At 64.6% G+C, this 20789-nt stretch carries 22 protein-coding genes; 13 read left to right on the top strand and 9 right to left on the bottom strand.

Translation table 11 applies throughout. The features are described from left to right. Positions 1–77 precede the first annotated feature (77 nt). From NLM31_RS33705 to NLM31_RS33675, 7 genes are all read left to right on the top strand, one after another. Positions 78–350, top strand: coding sequence for a hypothetical protein (locus NLM31_RS33705; protein WP_254195061.1), 273 nt, complete (start codon positions 78–80; stop codon positions 348–350). A 257-nt stretch (positions 351–607) separates the two neighbouring features. Next, on the top strand, positions 608–1276 hold the full coding sequence (locus NLM31_RS33700; RefSeq protein WP_254195060.1) for a flagellar hook assembly protein FlgD: 669 nt from the start codon (positions 608–610) through the stop codon (positions 1274–1276). Between the two features lie 31 nt (positions 1277–1307). Continuing rightward, a complete protein-coding gene (gene flgE / locus NLM31_RS33695) occupies positions 1308–2573 on the top strand; it encodes a flagellar hook protein FlgE (RefSeq protein ID WP_254133580.1) in 1266 nt (421 codons plus the stop codon). 3 nt (positions 2574–2576) lie between these two features. Then, positions 2577–2837 carry a hypothetical protein gene (locus NLM31_RS33690; protein ID WP_254195059.1) on the top strand — a complete coding sequence of 87 codons (261 nt, stop codon included), beginning with the start codon at positions 2577–2579 and terminating at the stop codon, positions 2835–2837. A 9-nt stretch (positions 2838–2846) separates the two neighbouring features. Then, on the top strand, positions 2847–3320 hold the full coding sequence (locus NLM31_RS33685) for a flagellar protein FlgN (RefSeq protein ID WP_254133578.1): 474 nt from the start codon (positions 2847–2849) through the stop codon (positions 3318–3320). Between the two features lie 19 nt (positions 3321–3339). Beyond that, a complete protein-coding gene (gene flgK, locus NLM31_RS33680; protein ID WP_254195058.1) occupies positions 3340–5115 on the top strand; it encodes a flagellar hook-associated protein FlgK in 1776 nt (591 codons plus the stop codon). Between the two features lie 19 nt (positions 5116–5134). Next, positions 5135–6046, top strand: a complete 912-nt coding sequence (locus NLM31_RS33675; RefSeq protein ID WP_254195057.1) for a flagellin — start codon at positions 5135–5137, stop codon at positions 6044–6046. Between the two features lie 7 nt (positions 6047–6053). On the opposite strand, the gene NLM31_RS33670 is transcribed toward NLM31_RS33675, so the two are convergent. The 8 genes from NLM31_RS33670 to NLM31_RS33640 form a co-directional block, all read right to left on the bottom strand. Beyond that, positions 6054–7625, bottom strand: a complete 1572-nt coding sequence (locus NLM31_RS33670; RefSeq protein ID WP_254195056.1) for an AMP-binding protein — start codon at positions 7623–7625, stop codon at positions 6054–6056. A gap of 33 nt (positions 7626–7658) precedes the next feature. Continuing rightward, positions 7659–8294, bottom strand: coding sequence for a uracil phosphoribosyltransferase (upp, locus tag NLM31_RS33665; RefSeq protein ID WP_254133574.1), 636 nt, complete (start codon positions 8292–8294; stop codon positions 7659–7661). Positions 8295–8450: 156 nt separating this feature from the next. Beyond that, positions 8451–8579: a hypothetical protein gene (locus NLM31_RS43120; protein ID WP_256561928.1), complete on the bottom strand. Its 129-nt coding sequence runs from the start codon at positions 8577–8579 to the stop codon at positions 8451–8453. A gap of 1 nt (position 8580) precedes the next feature. Continuing rightward, a complete protein-coding gene (locus NLM31_RS33660; protein ID WP_254196316.1) occupies positions 8581–8937 on the bottom strand; it encodes a hypothetical protein in 357 nt (118 codons plus the stop codon). A 16-nt stretch (positions 8938–8953) separates the two neighbouring features. Continuing rightward, positions 8954–9145: a hypothetical protein gene (locus tag NLM31_RS33655; protein ID WP_254195055.1), complete on the bottom strand. Its 192-nt coding sequence runs from the start codon at positions 9143–9145 to the stop codon at positions 8954–8956. Between the two features lie 127 nt (positions 9146–9272). Next, positions 9273–10190, bottom strand: a complete 918-nt coding sequence (gene dapA / locus NLM31_RS33650; protein WP_254195054.1) for a 4-hydroxy-tetrahydrodipicolinate synthase — start codon at positions 10188–10190, stop codon at positions 9273–9275. A 25-nt stretch (positions 10191–10215) separates the two neighbouring features. Next, complete coding sequence (locus tag NLM31_RS33645) at positions 10216–10464, bottom strand: hypothetical protein (protein WP_254133571.1); 249 nt, start codon at positions 10462–10464, stop codon at positions 10216–10218. A 150-nt stretch (positions 10465–10614) separates the two neighbouring features. After that, positions 10615–11079 carry a hypothetical protein gene (locus NLM31_RS33640; protein ID WP_254195053.1) on the bottom strand — a complete coding sequence of 155 codons (465 nt, stop codon included), beginning with the start codon at positions 11077–11079 and terminating at the stop codon, positions 10615–10617. A gap of 440 nt (positions 11080–11519) precedes the next feature. Between NLM31_RS33640 and NLM31_RS33635 the strand changes: the two genes are divergently transcribed. From NLM31_RS33635 to NLM31_RS33610, 6 genes are all read left to right on the top strand, one after another. Then, complete coding sequence (locus NLM31_RS33635) at positions 11520–11609, top strand: K(+)-transporting ATPase subunit F (RefSeq protein ID WP_035698142.1); 90 nt, start codon at positions 11520–11522, stop codon at positions 11607–11609. Positions 11610–11721: 112 nt separating this feature from the next. Further along, positions 11722–13425, top strand: coding sequence for a potassium-transporting ATPase subunit KdpA (kdpA, locus tag NLM31_RS33630; protein ID WP_254195052.1), 1704 nt, complete (start codon positions 11722–11724; stop codon positions 13423–13425). Positions 13426–13442: 17 nt separating this feature from the next. Then, complete coding sequence (kdpB, locus tag NLM31_RS33625; RefSeq protein WP_254195051.1) at positions 13443–15557, top strand: potassium-transporting ATPase subunit KdpB; 2115 nt, start codon at positions 13443–13445, stop codon at positions 15555–15557. A 59-nt stretch (positions 15558–15616) separates the two neighbouring features. After that, the gene (locus NLM31_RS33620; protein ID WP_254133567.1) at positions 15617–16222 is read left to right on the top strand and encodes a K(+)-transporting ATPase subunit C; all 606 of its coding nucleotides are present in this window, start codon (positions 15617–15619) and stop codon (positions 16220–16222) included. A gap of 40 nt (positions 16223–16262) precedes the next feature. Continuing rightward, complete coding sequence (locus NLM31_RS33615) at positions 16263–18986, top strand: sensor histidine kinase KdpD (protein ID WP_254133566.1); 2724 nt, start codon at positions 16263–16265, stop codon at positions 18984–18986. Continuing rightward, the gene (locus tag NLM31_RS33610) at positions 18983–19672 is read left to right on the top strand and encodes a response regulator (protein ID WP_254133565.1); all 690 of its coding nucleotides are present in this window, start codon (positions 18983–18985) and stop codon (positions 19670–19672) included. Before NLM31_RS33615 ends, NLM31_RS33610 begins: the two co-directional genes overlap by 4 nt. A 123-nt stretch (positions 19673–19795) precedes the next feature. On the opposite strand, the gene NLM31_RS33605 is transcribed toward NLM31_RS33610, so the two are convergent. Next, positions 19796–20680 carry a Ku protein gene (locus NLM31_RS33605; protein WP_254195050.1) on the bottom strand — a complete coding sequence of 295 codons (885 nt, stop codon included), beginning with the start codon at positions 20678–20680 and terminating at the stop codon, positions 19796–19798. Positions 20681–20789 lie beyond the last annotated feature (109 nt).

Genomic DNA, 20789 nt, shown 5'->3' with positions numbered 1-20789 from the left:
CGAAGCTGCCGGAAATCGGTTTCCGCCGCACCTGCAATGCTTTATGAGGGGCCTGACCGAGGCGGGATCGGCGGGCGATGGACGTCACCGAGTTTGAGGAACTGATCGACCGGCTGGGCGAGGATCTCTCGCTCTGGCCCGACGACCGGCGTTTGCCCGCCGAAGAGCTGCTGAAGCGTTCCTCCTCTGCCCAGGCCTTGCTGGAAGAGATGCGCGCCTTGCGCCAGGCGCTCGCCGCACCTCCGGTCCGGGCGCCCGCAGGCCTCGCCGATCGTATCGCCGCCGCCGCCGCGAAAATGAAGAGCGACACCGCCGAGCCGCGCACCGAAGGCGAGACCGCGGGGAGCTGAACGGCTCTTTCTCTGACATTCCGATCCCAATGCTTTTGCGCTCGTGCCCACACGCGCGAGCGGCTGCGCTTTTTCGTAAGCGCACTTTCAGCATTCCCGAATACTGCGCACGCGGCAGATTTTGCCGTGTCGAAAGCGATTTTTGCGGGTGAATCCGCGCCTGAATCCACGCGGCCACGCGTTTCATCAGCACACAGATTTCAAGCGCGCTGACCGACATCGTCGTCGCCGGCCGCGCGAGAAAGCCGGAGTTTCTGATGACAGTTTCCGCAACGAGTTCCGCAACGACTGCGACCACGACGACGTCGTCATCGTCGAGCACCTCGTCCAGTTCGACGCTGACCTCGAGCGATTTCCTGAGCCTGCTCGTCAGCGAGCTTCAGAACCAGGATCCGCTGAACGCGACCTCGACCACCGACTTCATCAATCAGCTCACCTCTTACGCCAATTTCAGCCAGCAGCAGTCGATCAACTCCAATCTGACGTCGCTCTCCAGCTCGTTCTCGAGCCTCGTGACGCTCAACTCGGTCAACTATATCGGCCACACCGTCGAGGCGAAGACAGACACGTCGACCTTGAGCAGCGGCTCGGCGACGTTCGGCTATTCGCTGTCGTCGGCCGCTTCCGACGTCGCGATCACCATCAAGGACTCCTCCGGTAACACCGTCTACACCGGCACCGGGACCGGCAACTCCGGATCCAACACCTTCACCTGGGACGGCAAGAATTCCAGCGGCACCCAGCTCACGGATGGCGGTCAGTACACCATCTCGGTGACCGCGACGGATTCCGCCGGCAACTCGGTGCTCAACTACACCACCATTTCCGGCACGGTGACCGGCATCGACACCTCCACGTCCACGCCATCGCTGACCGTGAACGGCGTCTCCGTCAGCGCCGCCGACATCATCGGCGTCACGTCCTGATCCTACGTCCTGATCCCTCTGGAGTTTCTTCATGAGTCTCACCGGTGCACTCTCTTCGGCGATCTCCGCGCTCAGCGCGCAGAGCCAGTCCCTGTCGATGATCAGCGACAACATCGCCAATACCAGCACGACCGGCTACAAGACGACGTCGGCGATGTTCGACGACCTCGTGACCGCGTCGAGCAACGCGACCTCCTATGCCTCGGGCGGCGTCACCGTTTCGGGTCGCGCCAACATCACCCAGCAAGGCCTGCTTGCCGCGACCTCCAACGCGACCGACGTCGCGATCCAGGGCTCGGGCTTCTTCGTCGTGACCAGCGCCACGTCGGGCGGCACCACGTCCTATACGCGCAACGGCGCCTTTTCGACCGACAACGCCGGCTATCTCGAGAACAATGGCAGCTACCTCGAGGGATGGCGCACCGATTCGGACGGCAACGTCGTCGGCAATGAATCGGCGAGCAATCTCGAAGCCATCAACACCCAGGTCGCCTCGACCAGCGGCAGCGCCACAACCAAGACCACGATTGCGGCGAACCTGCCGTCGGATGCAGCGACCGGCGATACCTATACCAGCTCGATGACCGTCTACGATTCGCTCGGTGCGGCGAACTCGATGCAGGTCACCTGGACCAAGACCGGGACGAACACGTGGAGCGCGAGCTTCGCCAATCCGACCTCGACGTCGGATACCACGACCGCGACCGGCACGGCCTCGGGCACGATCGCCATCACCTTCAACAGCGACGGCTCGCTTGCCAGCACCAGCCCGAGCCCGGCGACCGTCGCGGTGACGGGCTGGACCGATGGTGCAGCGGACAGCACGATCACGATGAGCCTCGGTACCGCCGGAGGCACGGACGGTCTCACACAATACGCCTCGGGCGAGACAACGCCGACCGTCAACGTCACCAGCATCTCCTCGGACGGCCTGTCCTACGGCAAGTTGTCCAGCATCTCGATCGGCAAGAACGGCGTTGTCGACGCCACCTATTCCAATGGCCAGACCATCGCGATCTACAAGATCGCGGTGGCAACCTTCGCCGATCCAACCGGGCTTTCCGCCGCCAGCGACGGTCTCTATTCCGCGACCGTGACGTCGGGCAATGCCGCACTGCAGGCGTCCGGCGAGAACGGCGCGGGCACGATCTATGGCAGCGAGCTGGAATCCTCGACCACCGACACCTCCAGCCAGTTCTCGAGCATGATCTCGGCGCAGCAGGCTTATTCGGCCGCCTCCCAGGTCATCTCCACGGTCAGCAAGATGTACGACACCCTGATCTCGGCGATGAGGTGAGCGATGCGCAGCGAGGAGGCCAAGGCCGCCGGAGAAGCGCTGCTGCGCCGGCTGCGACGGCTGGTGGCCCGGGCCGCAACCGTGAAGGACACCGACCACAGACAGCTGCTTGCCTTGCTCGACGATATCGAGACGACCCGCCGCGGCCTGTTGAAGGAATGCGCAGAGGTCGAGGGCGAGATGAGACAGGCGACCGTCAGGACGACCGCGATCGGTGCTTATCTGCGCAACTCGCAAGCCCATCGCGGCAAACGGCATAATTAGAAGAAGGCGATGACCATGAGTGTAGCCCAAGCCAATAGCCAAGCCACGCGGACCAACGCCGCAAGTGGCGACGCCCGGATCAAGTCGCTGATCGGACTGATCGACGTCCTGACCGCGCTGGTCGCGGAAGAGAATGCCGAGCTCGCCAAGGGCCTTCCGGCCTCACGCCTGAAGCAGGTCGACGAGAAGAACCGGCTGGCGGAGATTTTCGAACGATCCGTCGCCGAATGTGCGGCGGGCGGGACCACGCTGACCGTGCGGGACCGGATCCTGCGCGAGCAGCTCCTGGATCGGATCCTGAAGCTGCGCGCGGCGATGGACGAAAATCTGGTGCGCCTGCGCGCCGCGATCGAGGCCAGCAATCGCCGGATCGAAGCGGTCATGCAGGCGATCCGCGAGCAGATCGCGGCGGTGTCGCCCTATGGCGCCTCCGGCCGGGTGGCCGCACGCGCCGTCTCCAGCGGCACCAGCCGCAGCGCCTGACGAGCAGGGGGAGTCCGCCGTGTCGCTCGATATCGCACGATCGATCGCCTTCAGCGGCCTGTCGTCCACGTCGGTGCAGATCAGCGTGACGTCGTCGAACATTTCGAACGCCGACACGACGGGCTATACCAAGAAGACCGCGAACCAGTCGAGCAGCGTCACCAACGGCGTCGGTACCGGCGTCACGGTGACGGGCATCACCTCGACGGTCGACAAGCTGCTGCTGAAGTCGCTGGTCGGCGCCGACTCCGATCTCGGTTCGGCCGACACGACCAATAGCTATCTGACCTCGCTGGAGAAGCTCTACGGCTCGACCAGTAGCACGGACAGCTCGTCGACCGGGACCTCGCTGGCCAACAACATCGCTTCGCTGGAATCGGCGCTGTCGTCGCTGGCAAGCACGCCGAGCAGCGCCTCGCTGCAATCCAACGTCATCAGCGCGCTCGACGACGTCACGAGCCAGTTGCGGGAGACCTCGAGCGGCATCCAAAAGCTCCGCTCCAACGCCGACCAGGATATCTCGTCCTCGATCGACGACGTCAATACGGACTTGCAGAACATCGCGGATCTGAACGCGGAGATCAAGCAGACGGCGGCAACCGGGCAGTCGACCGCGGACCTGGAGGACCAGCGCAACACCGCGCTGCAGGACGTCGCCTCCAAGATGAACGTCAGCTACTACACGGCGTCGAACGGCGATCTCCAGATCTACACCACGACCGGGCAGGCGCTGGTCGACTCTTCCGCACACAAGATCAGCTATACCGCCGCCGCCAACGTGTCGTCGTCGACGACCTACACCGCGGGCTCCTCGTCGAGCGGTTTCAGCGCGATCACGGTGAACGGCGTCGACATTACTTCCCAGATCACCGGAGGCGACATCGGCGCGCTGATCACGCTTCGCGACAAGACCCTGCCGGCGGCACAGTCCCAGCTCGACCAGCTCGCGACGCAACTTGCTTCCGCGGTCAACACCGTCTCGAACAGCGCGTCATCGGTGCCGGCGCCGACCAGCCTGACCGGAACGACCAGTGTCACCAGCGCCACGCCGTTGTCCGCCACCGGCACAGTGCGTCTTGCCGTGACCGACCAGAGCGGCAACCTGGTCTCCTACAGCGATCTGGACCTGTCGTCCTATTCCACGGTCGGCGATCTCGTCACCGCCATCAATGGCATTTCCGGGATGTCGGCGTCGGTCGATTCGAATGGCCATCTTTCAATCACGGCGACAGGCTCGGGCAACGGCGTTGCCATCAACGAGATGACCAGCTCGGTCGGTAGCTCGAGCGAGGGATTTTCCGACTATTTTGGCCTCAACGATCTCGTGACCGGAACGAGCGCGTCGGATATCGCGGTCAACAGTAGCATCCTGTCCGGCACCAATGAGCTGCAGCTCGCCACGCTGGACTCCTCGTCGACCCTCACGGTCGGCAGCAGCGTCCTGACCTCGGGATCTGCGACCGTGGTCAATTCATTTTACAGCGCATTGACGGCCTCGCGCACGTTTGCGTCCACGGGAGGGCTCGCCGCCACCACCGGCTCCCTTGCCGACTATGCCTCGACCATCGTGGCCGACGTCGCGAGCAAGGCCTCGCAGGCGTCCACCAACTACACCGCCAAGGAGACCGCGCAGTCGACCTATGCGAGCTCGCTCTCGTCGCAGTCGGGCGTCAACCTCGACGAAGAATCGGCCAATCTGAGCACGCTGCAAAACCAATACACGGCGGCCTCCGCGTTGATCTCGGCCATCAACAGCATGTACTCGGCGCTGATCACCGCCGTGCAGTCGTCGTAAAGCGCGGGGGAGCAGCTCCATGGTCGCGATGCGGATTGCCACCTTCGCCCAGTCGAGCAAGATGATCGCCGACGCGATGCGTGTGGAGTCGGTCATGGCCAACGAGCAGGTCCAGGAATCGTCGGGCGTCATCTCGACCGATTTCGGCGGATACGGCTCGAACGCGCAGCATGTTGTCAACCTCCAGGTCTCGGTGACGCGCGCGCAGTCCTATATCGATGCGGCCACGCTGGCCGACAGCAAGGTTCAGGTGATGTATTCGGCCGTCGGCTCGATGACGGACATCATCACGCAACTCCGCTCCCAGCTCAGCGCTGCCTCGACCGGGAGCTCGACCGAAACGAACTCGGTGATCTCGTCCGCCCAGCAGATGCTGGAGCAGATGGGCTCGCTGATGAACACGCAGTATGATGGCCAATATGTCTTTGCCGGCGGCAAGACGGATACGGCGCCGGTCGACCTCACCAGCTTTTCGTCGGGCACGGGTTCCACCACCACGGCGGATACCAGCTATTACAACGGCGATGACGAAATCGCCTCGGTGCGCGTCGCCGCCGACAACACGGTGTCGTATGGCGTCACCGCCGACAATTCGGCGTTCGAGGAAGTCATGCGCGTGCTGAAATACGTAGCCAACAGCACCTCGCTGTCGTCCTCGGACATTTCCAGCGCGCTCGATCTCGCCAGCACGGCGCTCGACGACACCGCGGCGGTGCAGGCAAAACTCTCCAGCTCGGCGTCCTCGATCGAGTCGGCGAGCACGCAACAGACCGACTACAAGAGCTACGCCGAAAGCCTGTCGAACGACCTCACCGGCGTCGATGTCGCGGCCATCACCGCCCAGCTCTCGACCTATCAGGCCCAGCTCACCGCGTCGTATTCGGCGATGTCCAAGATCCTCAGCATGAATCTGGCGAGCTATCTGAAATAGGCGACGCTTATTCAGCCGCGATCCGTTCCATCGCCATGGCGCGAAGTTTTGCGCGCTGGATCTTGACGCCGTTGGCACTGTCGGTCACCGGGAAGGCGTCCACGACATAGATCCGTGCCGGGACCTTGTAGCCGGCGAGCCGCTCACGCAGGCGTGCCGTCAGCACCTCCTGGTGCGGCGAAGTGCCGGCCGCGATGACAAAGGCGACGCAGCGCGCCTGGCCCTTCAGGTCGACCGCGACGACCTGGGCATCAGCGACGCCGGTACAGGACTTGAGCTCGTCCTCGATCTCGCCGGGCGCGACCAGGAAGCCGCCGAGCCGCATCGCATCGCCGGCGCGGGTCTCATAGACGAAGGCGCCGTCGCGCAGCCGGCCGATGTCGCCGGTGCGGAAGAAGCCGTCCGCGGTGATCGCATCGCGCGTCGCATCGGGGTTGTTGAAATAGCCGAGGAAGCGCGACGGCGCGCTGATCTCGATCTCGCCGGAGACGCCTTGCGCGGCAAGCCCGCCGGTCTCGGTATCGCGCACGCGGACCTTGGCCTCGGGGGACATTGGCCAGCCACCGCCCTCGATACGATCGGCGAAGGCGTCGCTTGTGTGGGCGATCGAAAACAACGCCTGCACCTCGCTCGAACCATAGAGGCCGAATAGCGGCAGGCCGCGCGCTTCGGCCTCTGCGGCCAGCTCGCGCCAGCCGGGCTGGAACGCTGCGAAGCCGCAGACTTCGAGATGCGGAAAGGGCCGCTGCGCGTCTGTGAGGGCGAGGATGCGGCGGAACATCTCGTCGGAGCCGAAGGAATGCGTGATCCTGTGCGCGCTGAGGATTTTCAGCGCCGGTGCGGCCTCGAAGGCGTCGAGCACGTGGACGGTCGCGCCGGCTGCGATGAAGCCGAGCAGGCTCGTCATACCAAAGGTGCCGCAGAACGGCAGCATTGCGAGCAGCGAGTGACGCTGCGGCGCGAGCTGGAGCGCCTTGGCAATTGCGTTGGCGTGGGTCGCCAGCGTTCGCTGCGAGTGCGCGACGAGCTTGGGTCCCTTGGTCGTGCCGGATGTGGTGTAGAGCAGCACGGGGAGGTTGACGTCGTCCACCAGGGTCGGAGCCGGCGGATAGCGCTTCTCGAACGCATCGAACCGCACGCACGGCCATTGCGCGGGGATCGCATCCGCGCCGACCACCGCGAGCTTTTGCAGCGCGGGGACATCGGCCCCGGGGATATCGGAGAGAATGGAAGCGAAATCGATCGAGCGAAACGCCGCCTCGACAACCAGCAGCTTGGCGCCCGACAGTTTCAGGAGATGTGCCACTTCCGCGCTGCGGTAGCGGGTGTTGACGGCCGCGACGACCGCACCCAGCCGGGCGGCGGCGAACAGCAGCGTGATCCATTCGACCCGGTTGATCAGCCAGACGGCGACGACGTCGCCCTTGCCGATACCCTGCGCGGCGAGCCAGGCCGTGGTCTGCGCGACCATCCCTGAAAACTCCGCGCGCGAGACGGGTTTGCCGTCGAACACGAAGGCAGGACCGGCGGCCGTCTCCGATCCGATCAGCGATTGCAGTGAAACATGGTCGGCTTGCATGGCGACCGGAGTAGCCCGATCGCGCAAAGCTGTCTACTTGGTGCCGAACATCCGGTCGCCGGCATCGCCCAGCCCCGGCACGATGTAGCCGTGGTCGTTGAGCCGTTCGTCGATCGCGGCGGTCCAGACCGGCACGTCCGGGTGTTCGTCCTGGAACTTCGCAACGCCCTCGGGCGCCGCCAGCAGGCAGACGAAGCGGATGTCGCGGGCACCGCGGTCCTTGAGCAGCGAGGCGCCGGCGCAGGCCGAATTGCCGGTCGCCAGCATCGGGTCCATCAGGATCACGGTGCGGTCGGACAGATCCTGCGGCGCCTTGAAGTAATATTCCACGGCCTGCAGCGTATCAGGATCGCGGTAGAGCCCGATATGGGCGATGCGGGCCGAGGGCATCAGCGCCAGCATGCCGTCGAGGAAGCCGACGCCGGCGCGCAGGATCGGCGCCAGCGTGAGCTTCTTGCCGGCGATCTTCGGCGCCTGCATCGGCGCGATCGGCGTCTCGATCTCGACCAGCTCCAGCGGCAGGTCGCGCGTCACCTCGTAGCCGAGCAGCATCCCGATCTCGTTCAGGATCTCGCGAAAGCTCTTGGTCGAGCGGTCCTTCTCCCGCATCAGGGAAAGCTTGTGCTGGACCAGGGGGTGGGCGACGACGTTGACGCTGCTTGTGCTCATGAAACCGATCTACACGGTTCCACGAAACTGCGCCAGATCGGCCGGACGTTTTCCGCAACGAGGGGCGGCCTGGCCGGGCTCTGCGACCCGCCATTCGCGCCCGGTTGCTTGCCTCGTAGGCAGCCATGGTCAATTCGCGGTCGATCGCCGTGAAGTCTAGACGCCAAGCCCGCGGGCAGCGAGCGTGATCACGATCGTCAGGACCGCACCCCAGACCAGGCTGAGCGTCATGGTCAGGATCGTCGTGGTGACCGCGTGCTCGAGATGTCCCTTGAAGAGCGGCATGCTACCGCCTCAGGAACCGCGCCACGAGCACGATCAGCGGATTGCCGTGGTTCTCGATGTCGAGCTCGAAGGTCTCGGTGGGAAACACCAGCGCGCAGCGCGCCGGCCGGCTCTGACGGTGGGCGAAATCGACGGCCGAACTCTTGAACAGGAACAGGCCGCCGATGCGTCCGTGCGCCTCGCGGGCGACCCAGAGGCCGGCCCGGTTGCGTCCGATGAAAAAGGCGGGAATGGCGTCGCTGATCACATCGGGATCGAGCGGCCTGAGTTCCGCCGCCGGCACCTGCCGCTTCTGGCGGTGAGTGGCTTGGAGAGCAATTGCGGCCATGGCGGCCTCCTCACACATCTGCAAGGTCATGGTGGTCACCGGGACTTCAGGCGTGGAGGTGCCAGACGAAGATCGCGGTCTTCAGCGCGATCAGCGCCGTGAGCACGCTTCCCATCGTGAGCACCGCGAGTGTGCGCATCGCGACGCGCTTGAGTTGGGCTTTGCGCTCACCAGGGATCCGAACCGGGCGTTCAGCCCAGTTGGAGGACCGTTCAAAGCCCTGAGTCAGCATCGACATGTCAGAAGTCCTTGTCTGTGGGGCGACGAGACCGTCGCTCCAACCTGCCTCTCATGATGAGTATTGCGGCATATGAATGCGAGACGGGCGGCGGCGCCGTCATATAGGAGCGCCATAAAGGCGCGCTCTACGCGCCGACGTTGTCGATCAGATCCTCGTCGGCGATCGCGGCAAATGCGCGTACAACCTCTCTCTGTGCGGCCGCGTCCAGCGGCACGATCGGCAGCCGTGTCGCGGCCGACATCACGCCAAGCACGCTCAGGGCGTATTTGAGCGCGGCCGGGCTTTCCCGGGAGAGGCAGGTCATCAGCGGGACGAGGCGCTTGTGCAGGTAGCGCGCTGTTTGCAGGCGGCCTTGCCTGACCTGCGAGAAGATCGTCCGGCATAGATCCGGCGCGATGTTGGAAACTTCCGAGATCGCACCATCGCCGCCGCCGGAGATGTAGCCGAAACTGGTGGCGTCCTCGCCGGACAGCAGCCGAAAGCCCGCCGGCAGCAGCCGGCTCAGGCGCATCGGGCGGGTGGTGTCGCCGCCGCCATCCCGCAGGCCGACGAACTGGCGCGACTCGACGAGACGCAAAAGGGTCTCGTCCGCGAGTGGGCGCAACGTGCGGGAGGGAATGTCGTGCAGGATCACCGGCAGTCCGGTCGAGCCGGCAATGGTGCGGAAATGCGCGAGCATCCCCTCCTGCATCGGCTTGTTGTAGGCGGGCACCACCGACATGATGGCGTCGGCGCCGGCCGCTTCCGCGCGCCGCGCGAGTTCGACGGCGCGGCCGGTGGCATTCGACATCGCGCCCGCGATGACCCGCGACCGACCGCGGGCGACGTCGACCGCGGTGCGAATGACGAGCTCCTGCTCGGCGGGTGAGAGCGTCGGTGCCTCGCCCGCCGTCTCACAAACCACGAGCGCGGGAACGCCGGCCGCAACCTGGCGCTCGCAGAGTGCGGCGAACGCCTTGAGGTCGATCGTGTCAGCCGCGTCGAACGGCGTCGGCAGATCCGGAATGAAGCCGGTGAACCAGGCTGAGGGAGGAATGAACATGGCTTACTCGCCGAATGCGGTCCGCTCAGGCGGCGCGCTGCGAGAGGTCGGGGTGTCTGCCCATGTCGAGCTCGATCTCGCGCGGCAGCTCGACGATGGTCTCGGGATGCTGTCCGTTCTCGAACAGTGCGTATTTGATGGCCTGGGCGCGGCTGACGAACAGGCCGCCATAGAGGCCGTTCTGCTCCTGCGCGACCCACTGTCCCCTGTGGTTCCGGCCGATGAAGACGATGCTTGAGAGGGAGCTGCACGAGGGAGGTTCGACGAGTTTCACGGATTTGGTCCTTCCAATTGATGCGGCCTGCGGGATCTCCTCCCGCAACCGCCGCATCAATATCTTTTCGAAGGGATAGGATTTCGAGAGAGGGCGCGCGGCGATCTCATAGGAGCGCCATAAGGCCTCGTATGAGGGCCTGGTGTTCGATCAGCTGAAATTCTCGCAGGCGACCGGTTCGTACAGCGAGTCCGGAGCGGGGCGTACGCTGGGAACGCTCGGTCGGGATGCTTCCACGGCCAATGCCTGGACTTCGACGAAGGCCGAAAGCAGCGCGATTGCGAGGTCGCCGTGGCATCCCTCGACAGCTGCGTCGAGCCAATCCGGCAACTCGCGCTCACGCGAGAGCGCGCAATGCCATTCACCTTCGTCATAGGCGATACGGCGGACATGCCACAGCGGCAGTTCGAGCTCCATCAGCCCCAGCGCCGCATCGGCCCAGGCTTCCGCGTCGATCAGGCGCATGAGGCGGGCGGTGCGCTCGGTCTGTCCGAGCGAGGGAAAGCGGCGGCAGGCTCTGTCGATGATCTCGAGCATCAACGGCCGCGTCATGCCCTGCGCATTGCGCAGTCGGTCGCCAAGCGCAGGCAAATCGTAGAGTCGTAGGGCGGTCATCTCGGGCCTCCTGGAATTGGCGTCGGTCAGTCGGCCGGCCTCTTCAGGATGGCGGGAAGGACATTGGAAAACGAGATGGGGGCGGGGCGTGAGATATAAAGATTTCATAAATGCGGGCGCTCACGCATGAGTGATGCGAAACGCCGCCGGTTGCCCCGCCCTTTATGAGATTCCTATAACTTCGCCATAGCCCTCGTCTCGAAAACCTATGTCCGTGGTGGCACTTCAACACGGTCAAAAGTCCCGCTTGGGCCGTGGAATTGCATTGCGATTCTCTCCACGAGCTCCGCCGGGTCCCCGAGAACGAGTTGCTCCCGATAGCGGGACGCAACGAGGAGCAATCCCATGATGGACATTCTGATGCTGGCGCTGGGCTTCGGCTTCTTTGCCCTTGCGATCGGCTACACCTACGCCTGCGAACGGTTGTGAGGGAGCGGACCATGATCTTCGATTATGCGCTCGCCGGCGCCGTTTCGTTCGGCCTCCTGATCTACCTCACCTACGCGCTGCTGCGGCCGGAACGGTTCTGAGCCGTGCTGCAGCTTGTCGAATTGCTGCTGGCGGACATTGCGCTGGTCGGCTGCCTGCTTGTGGTGCTCCTGCCGCTGTTGCGCCGGACACCAAGCCTGAAGGGTTAATGCCATGACTGTGATCGGTTGGCTCCAGATCATTCTTTTCTGCGTTATCATCGTCGCGCTCACCAAGCCGCTCGGCTGGTACATGACGCGCGTCTTCAACGGCGAGCGGACGTTTATGTCACCGGTGCTGCGCCCGATCGAGGCCGGCATCTACTGGATCTCAGGCGTCGACGAGAAGCGCGAGCAGCATTGGCTGACCTACACGGTCGCCATGCTGCTGTTCCATGTCGGCGGCTTCCTCATCATCTACGGCGTGATGCGCCTGCAGGCCGTGCTGCCCTTCAATCCGGCGGGGCAGGGCGCGGTCGCCGAGGATCTCTCCTTCAACACCGCGATCTCCTTCATCACCAACACCAACTGGCAAAACTACGGCGGCGAGAGCACGATCTCCTATCTGGTGCAGATGGTCGGCCTGACGCACCAGAATTTCCTGTCGGCTGCCACTGGTATCGCGTTGGCAGTCGCCCTGATCCGCGGCTTCTCGCGTGCCTCGATGCGCACGGTCGGTAATTTCTGGGTCGATGTCACCCGCACCACGCTCTATGTGCTGCTGCCGATCTGCGTGGTCTACACGCTGTTCCTGATCTCGCAGGGCATGCCGCAGACGCTCGGCGATTATGTCGATGCCACCACGCTCGAAGGCGCCAAGCAGACCATCGCGGTCGGCCCGGTGGCCTCGCAGGTCGCGATCAAGATGCTGGGCACCAATGGCGGCGGCTTCTTCAATGCCAACGCCGCACACCCCTTCGAGAACCCGACCGCGCTGTCGAACTTCGTGCAGATGCTGTCGATCTTCCTGATCGGCGCGGCCATGACCAACGTGTTCGGCCGCATGGTCGGCAACCAGCGTCAGGGCTGGGCGATCCTGGCCGTCATGGGTGTGCTGTTCGTCGCCGGCGTCGCCGTCACCTATTGGGCCGAAGCCAATGGCACCTCGACGCTGCAGGCGCTCGGCCTCACCGGCGGCAACATGGAGGGCAAGGAAGTCCGCTTCGGCATCGTGGCGTCCTCGCTATTTGCCGTCGTCACCACCGCCGCCTCCTGCGGCGCGGTCAATGCCATGCACGACAGCTTCACCGCGCTCGGCGGCATGATCCCGCTGATCAACATGCAGCTTGGCGAGATCATCATCGGCGGCGTCGGCGCCGGCCTCTACGGCATGCTGCTGTTCGTCGTGCTCGCGATCTTCGTCGCCGGCCTGATGGTCGGGCGCACGCCGGAATATGTCGGCAAGAAGATCGAGGCGCGCGAGGTCAAGATGGCCATGCTCGCGATCCTGGTGCTGCCGCTGATGTATCTCGGCTGGACTGCGGTCGGCGTGGTCTATCCGGCGGCGGTTGCCTCCATGGCCAATGCCGGCCCGCATGGCTTCACCGAGGTGCTCTACGCTTTCACCTCGGCGACCGGCAATAACGGCTCGGCGTTTGCGGGCCTCACCGGCAACACCTTGTTCTACAACCTCACGCTCGCCAGCGCGATGTTCGTCGGCCGCTTCTTCATGATCGTCCCGGCGATGGCGATCGCGGGCTCACTGGCCGCGAAAAAATCCATTCCGCCGTCGGCGGGCACGTTCCCGACCACCGGCGGGCTGTTCGTCGGTCTCGTCGTCGGCGTGATCCTGATCATCGGCGGCCTCACCTTCTTCCCGGCTCTCGCACTCGGCCCGATCGTCGAGCATCTCGCGATGAACGCCGGTAACGTCTTCTGATTGTCGGAGTGACCTCCATGGACACCATGAAACTGCAAAAACGCGCCTCCGTCTCGGCGATGCTCGATCCCAAGATCGTCGTGCCCGCGATCCGCGCGTCCTTCACCAAGCTCGATCCGCGGCTGATGATCAAGAACCCCGTGATGTTCGTGGTCGAGATCGTGGCCGCGCTCACCACCGTGATTTTTCTGCGCGATCTCCTCACGGGGGGCGCCAACCTGGGCTTCACCTTCCAGATCATCCTCTGGCTCTGGTTCACGGTGTTGTTCGCCAATTTCGCCGAAGCCGTGGCCGAAGGGCGCGGCAAGGCGCAGGCAGATTCGCTGCGCAAGACCCGCACCGAAAGCCAGGCCAAGCTCCTGACCGGCGCGGGCCGGGACTTCAAGCTCGTGGCGGGAACGAGCCTGAAGGTCGGCGACATCGTGCTGGTCGAGGCCGGCGATACCATCCCCTCGGACGGCGAGGTGATCGAGGGTGTCGCTTCCGTCAACGAAGCCGCCATCACCGGCGAATCCGCGCCCGTGATCCGCGAGTCCGGCGGCGACCGTTCCGCGGTGACCGGTGGCACGCAAGTGTTGTCCGACTGGATCCGCGTCCGCATCACGGCAGCGCAAGGCTCGACCTTCATCGACCGCATGATCAAGCTGGTCGAAGGCGCCGAGCGGGCGAAGACGCCGAACGAGATCGCACTCAATATCCTGCTCGCGGGCCTCACCATCATCTTCGTGTTCGCCACCGTCACCATTCCGAGCTACGCCGCCTATGCCGGCGGCTCGATCTCGGTCGTTGTGCTGGTCGCGCTGTTCGTGACGCTGATCCCGACCACGATCGGCGCGCTGTTGTCGGCGATCGGCATCGCCGGCATGGACCGTCTGGTCCGCTTCAACGTGCTCGCAATGTCCGGCCGTGCGGTGGAGGCCGCCGGCGACGTCGATACGCTGCTGCTCGACAAGACCGGGACCATCACCCTCGGCAACCGTCAGGCGACGGCGTTTCGCCCGGTTCGCGGCGTCACCGAACAGGAACTGGCTGACGCTGCCCAGCTCGCCTCGCTCGCCGACGAAACGCCGGAGGGCCGTTCCATCGTGGTGTTGGCCAAGGAGAAGTACGGCATCCGCGGCCGCGACATGGCCGAACTTGGCGCCACCTTCATCCCGTTTACGGCGCAGACTCGCATGAGCGGCGTCGATGCCGGCGGATCGTCGGTGCGCAAGGGCGCGGTGGATGCCATGCTGAACTATGTCGGCGGCGGCGCGCCGCTGGCTGTTGCCTCCGGCAATACGGCGCGCGCCATTCAGCCCGCCGGGCTCTCGGACATCGGCCGTGAAATCCAGACCATTGCGGACGAGATCTCGAAGGCCGGCGGGACGCCGCTCGCGGTCGCCAAAGATGGCAGGCTGCTCGGCGTTATCCAGCTCAAGGACATCGTCAAGGGCGGTATCCGCGAGCGCTTTGCCGAGCTGCGCCGCATGGGTATCCGCACCGTCATGATCACGGGCGACAACCCGATGACGGCCGCCGCGATCGCGGCAGAGGCAGGTGTCGACGATTTCCTGGCGCAGGCGACGCCCGAGGACAAGCTCAAGCTGATCCGCGACGAGCAGGCCAAGGGCAAGCTGGTCGCGATGTGCGGCGACGGCACCAACGACGCGCCGGCGCTGGCGCAGGCCGATGTCGGCGTCGCCATGAACACCGGCACGCAGGCCGCGCGCGAGGCCGGCAACATGGTCGATCTCGATTCCAACCCGACCAAGCTGATCGAGGTGGTCGAGATCGGCAAGCAGCTGTTGATGACGCGCGGTGCGCTGACGACCTTCTCGATCGCCAACGACGTCGCAAAATACTTCGCGATCATCCCGGCGATGTTCCTGGCGTTCTATCCGCAGCTCAACGTGCTCAACGTCATGAACCTGTCGAGTCCGCAGAGCGCCATCCTGTCGGCGATCATCTTCAACGCACTCGTCATCATCGGGTTGATCCCGCTCGCATTGAAGGGCGTCGCCTATCGCGCGGTCGGGGCCGGTGCGCTGCTTCGGCGCAACCTGCTGGTCTACGGCCTCGGCGGCATCGTCATTCCCTTCATCGGCATCAAGGCGATCGACCTCGTCGTCGTCGCCTTGCACCTGGCCTAACCGTCGTCCCGGGTTGCGCAGCGCGCGCCCGGGCCGCGACGAAGACATTGGAGATACACATGCTCAGAGAAATCCGTCCCGCCATCGTCCTCCTGCTGGTGCTCACCGCCATCACGGGCCTGGCCTATCCGCTCGCCATGACCGGCATTGCCGGCGCGATCTTCCCCGTTCAGGCGAAAGGCAGCCTGATCGAGAAGGACGGTAAGGTGGTTGGCTCCGCCCTGATCGGCCAGGAATTCAAGGACGACAAATATTTCCACGGCCGTCCCTCGGCGACGCTTGCGCCGGACCCGAATGACTCGACCAAGACGGTCTCGGCCCCCTACAACGCCGCCAATTCGGGCGGCTCCAATCTCGGCCCGACCAGCAAGGCGCTGGCCGACCGGCTGAAGGAGGATGTGGACAGGTTGAAAGCCGAGAACCCGAACGCCCCGTTGCCGGTCGATCTGGTCACGACCTCGGCCAGCGGTCTCGATCCCGATATTTCCCCCGAAGCGGCGCAATTCCAGGTGCCGCGCGTCGCGAAGGCGCGGAATATGTCGGAGGATGCGCTGAAGGCGCTCGTCGCCTCCAACACCCAGGGCCGTCTGCTCGGCCTGCTCGGCGAACCCCGGGTTAACGTTCTTGCCCTGAACCTCGCACTGGATCGTGCGTCCGCGAAGTAGCGCTCTAGGCTGGGAATGCCCGGATGATTATATTGGCCTGATGGTTCAACAGCGCCGCGATCCCGAACAACGTCCGTCTCCCGAGGCGCTGCTGGAAGCCGCGCGTCGGGAGGAGAGCGCGAGCGGCAAGCTGAAAATCTTCGTCGGCGCCGCCCCCGGCGTCGGCAAGACTTACGAGATGCTGCAAAGCGCCCATGCCAGGCGCAAGGCCGGCATCGATGTCGTGGTCGGCTTCGTCGAAACCCATGGCCGCGCCGAGACCGAGGCGCTGGTGCGCGGGCTTGAACTGGTCCCGCGCAAGCGGCTCGAGTACCGCGGCCAGATCGTCGAGGAGATGGACCTCGATGCCGTGATCGCGCGGCGTCCGAAGATCGCCTTGGTCGACGAGCTCGCCCACACCAACGCGGCCGGAAGCCGGCACCCGAAGCGCTATCTCGACGTCGAGGAGCTGCTCTCCCACGGCATCGACGTCTACACCGCCGTCAACATCCAGCACATCGAGAGCCTGAACGATGTCGTCGCGCAGATCACCCATGTGCGGGTGCGCGAGACCGTACCGGATTCGATCTTCGATCGCGCCGATGCGATCGAGCTGATCGACCTCACACCCGACGATCTGATCCAGCGGCTGCGCGAGGGCAAGGTCTACGTCCCCAAGCAGGCCGAGCGGGCGCTGGAGCATTATTTCTCGCCGGGCAATCTGACCGCGCTGCGCGAGCTCGCATTGCGGCGTACCGCCGAGCGGGTCGACGAGCAACTGCTCACGCATATGCAGGCGAACGCCATCGCCGGCCCCTGGGCTGCGGGCGAGCGCATCCTCGTCTGCGTCAGCGAGGATCCGCGTGCGGCCGGCCTCGTGCGTTACACCAAGCGGCTGGCCGACCGGCTGCATGCGCCGTTCACAGCGATCTCGATCGAGACGCGGCGCTCGCTTCAGCTCTCCGACCAGGAACGCGACCGGCTGGCCGACACGCTGCGGCTCGCGGAATCGCTTGGCGGCGAGGCGTTGACGATCCCCGCGGTCGGCCGCCGCATCGCCGACGACGTCATCAATTTCGCGCAAGGTAACAACGTCACCCAGATCGTGATCGGCAAGTCGACGCGCTCGCGCTGGTTCGAGATGGCGCGCGGCTCGGTCGTGCATGATCTGGTACGCCGCGCCGGCAATATCAGCGTTCACGTCATTCCCGGCGACGAGCTGCCGGATGAGGTAGCGCCGAAGACGGCGGTGCAGACGGCTGCGCGGTCCGAGCCGTTCAATCCGCTGCCCTATCTGAAGTCGCTGGGCATCGTGCTGGTCGGCCTCGGCGCCGCGGTTCTGCTGCAGCCGCGCTTCGGCATCGAGAACGTGGATCTCGTGCTGCTCACCGCCGTGGTGGCCGTCGCGGTGCGCTACGGCTTGTGGCCGTCGCTGCTCGCGAGCTTGGCTGCCTCGCTCGCCTATAATTTCTTCTTCCTGCCGCCGGTCTACACCTTCACCATCACGGACCCGACCAACGTCGCGGCGTTCTTCTTCTTCATGCTGATCGCGATCCTGGTGTCGAATGTCGCGGCGCGCGTGCGTACGCAGGCCGACACCGCGATCGGCCGCATCCGCACGACCGAGCAGCTCTATGCTTTCAGCCGCAAGCTTGCCGGCACCGCCACGCTCGACGACGTGCTGTGGGCGTCGGCCTATCAGATCGCGCTGATGTTGAAGGTCCGTGTCGTGCTGCTGCTGCCGGAGGACGGGCTTTTGACGGTGAAATCCGGCTATCCGCCGGAGGACCAGCTCGACCAGGCCGATCTTGCCGCCGCGAATTGGGCCTGGAGCAATGACCGCTCCGCCGGCCGCGGTTCGGATACGCTGCCGGGCGCCAAGCGCCTGTTCCTGCCGATGCGCACCGGGCGCGGCCCGATCGGGGTGATCGGCATCGACAATGACCGCACCGGTCCGCTGCTGACGCCGGACCAGCGCCGGCTGCTGGACGCGCTGGTCGATCAGGGCGCGCTCGCGATCGAGCGCGTGCTGCTGGTCGAGGACATGGATCGCGTCAAGCGCACGGTCGAGTCCGAGCGCTTGCGCTCCGCGCTGTTAACGTCGATCTCGCACGATCTGAAGACGCCGCTCGCCTCCGTGCTGGGCGCGGCTTCGACCATGCGCGATCTCGCCGGTGCGCTGTCCGACACCGAAAAGCGCGATCTGCTTGCGACCGTCATCGACGAATCCGAGCGGCTCAACCGCTTCATCGCCAATCTGCTCGACATGACCAAGCTCGAATCCGGCGCCATTGTGCCCAACACCGCGCTGCACGATCTCGGCGAGATCGTCGGCAGCGCGCTGCGTCGGGCATCGAAAATCCTCACTGCGCACAAGGTCGAGCTGGTGCTGGCCGCCGATCTGCCGATGCTCGAGCTCGATGCCGTGCTGTTCGAACAGGTGCTGTTCAACCTCCTCGACAATGCCGCGAAATATTCGCCGCCCGAGACCACGATTGCGATCAAGAGCCGGCGCGAGCGCGATCAGGTGGTGCTGGAGGTCGCCGACGAGGGCGCCGGCATTCCGCCCGACGAGCTCGAAAGCGTGTTCGACAAGTTCTATCGCGTGCAGAAGGGCGATCATGTCCGTCCCGGCACCGGCCTCGGGCTTGCCATCTCGCGCGGCTTCGTCGAGGCAATGCGCGGCACGATTTCGGCCGCCAACCGCAGCGACCGGAGCGGCGCGGTCCTCACCATCCGTCTGCCCGTTCCGGCGCAGACCCACGCATTGGATACCGCCGCATGAGTGCTGCCCCGATCAAGGTTTTGGTGATCGACGACGAGCCGCCGATCCGCAAATTGCTGCGGATGGGGCTTTCGACGCAGGGCTACGAGATTCTGGAGGCGTCGAACGGCAAGATTGCGCTGGAGAAGCTCACCGAAGATCCCGCGCTGATCATCCTCGATCTCGGCCTGCCGGATATCCAGGGCCATGAGCTGTTGCGCACCATCCGCGCTCGCAATGAGAACGTTCCGATCGTGGTGCTGTCGAGCCGCGGCGACGAGGCCGGCAAGGTGCAGGCGCTCGATCTCGGTGCCGACGATTATCTGACCAAGCCTTTCGGCATGGACGAGTTGCTGGCGCGCCTGCGCGCGGCGTTGCGGCATCAGTTGCAGGTGCAGGGCGAACGACCGGTCTTCCGCACCGGCGATCTCTCCGTTGATCTCGTGCGCCGCATCGTCAAGCTCGGCGAGCGCGACGTCAAACTCTCGCCGAAGGAGTACGACCTTCTGCGCGTGCTGGTGCAGCACGCCGGCAAGGTGCTGACCCACAGATTCCTGCTCAAGGAGCTCTGGGACGAGCTCACCGACGCGCAATATCTCCGCGTCTATGTCCGCCAGCTTCGCCAGAAGATCGAAGCCGATCCGGAGCGGCCGCAATATGTGCTGACGGAGACGGGAATCGGGTACCGGCTCAAGGCGGGGGATTGAGACTCAGATCTGTAGGATGGGTAGAGCGCAGCGAAACCCATCATCCCTCCGCGCCTGAAGATGCGTGATGGGTTTCGCTGCGCTCTACCCATCCTACGACGCTCACATTAATGACGGCGTAAATCACCCCGCCTTCCTGTGCCGCGCCGTCGACCGCTGCGTCTTCTTCGCAGCCCGCTGCCGCCCCGTCACCCGGCGCGCATGCGACTTCGCTGCCGTCTTCTTCCCGCCACGTCCCTTCAGGCTCTGCTTCAGCGCATCCATCAGGCTGACGACGTTGCTCGGGCGTTCCTCTCGCTCCGGTAACGCGATCGTCTTGCCGCTGGCCTTGCGCTTCAGCAGGGTCTTCAGGGCCGTCTCGTACTCGTCCTTGAACTTGCTCGGGTCGAAGTGGGCGGCCTTGGTGTGCAGGATGTGCCCTGCGAGCTCGACCATGTCCTTGGTGATTTTCGGGCTTTTGATGTCGTCGAAGAATTCGTCCTCGTCACGTAGCTCGTAGGGAAAGCGCAAGGTCGTGCCGAGCAGGCCCTTGCCGAGCGGCTCGATCGCGATGATGTGCTCACGATTGGTCAGCACGATCTTTGCGAGCGCCACGCGATCCTGGTCCTTCATGGCGTCGCGGATCACGGCAAACGCATCCACCGCGGCCTTGCCTTCGGGCGCGATGTAATAGGGATGGTTGAGGTAGCGCTGGTCGATCTCCTCGCTCGGCACGAAGCTTTCGATGTCGATGGTGTGGTTGCTCTCGATCTGCATCGCCTCGAGCTCCTCCGGCTCGATCTCGACATATTTGCCCTTGCGCAGCTCGTAGCCGCGTCCCTTCTGGTCGCTCTCGACGACATCGCCGGTCTCGGAATCAACCATCTGCTGCTTGAGCCGGTTGCCGGTCTCGCGATTGATCATGTGAAAGCGGGTCTTCTCGGCCGTCGTGGTCGCGGGGTAGAGCACGACCGGGCAGCTGACCAGCGACAGCTTCAACGTTCCCTTCCAATAGGCGCGCGGGGCCATTCCATTCTCCAGCGATTTCAAGGCTTTTCAGGAACTCCAACCGGGCCCCCGGGTTTTGGTTCCGATGGAGACTTTTGCCGTGATAGGCTTCAAAGCGACGAGAGAATGC

Origin of the sequence: Bradyrhizobium sp. CCGUVB4N (genome assembly GCF_024199945.1) — a bacterium.
Lineage (GTDB): Bacteria > Pseudomonadota > Alphaproteobacteria > Rhizobiales > Xanthobacteraceae > Bradyrhizobium.
The sequence above is the reverse complement of the archived record's forward strand: the minus strand, read 5'-3'. Positions and strand labels throughout refer to the sequence as shown.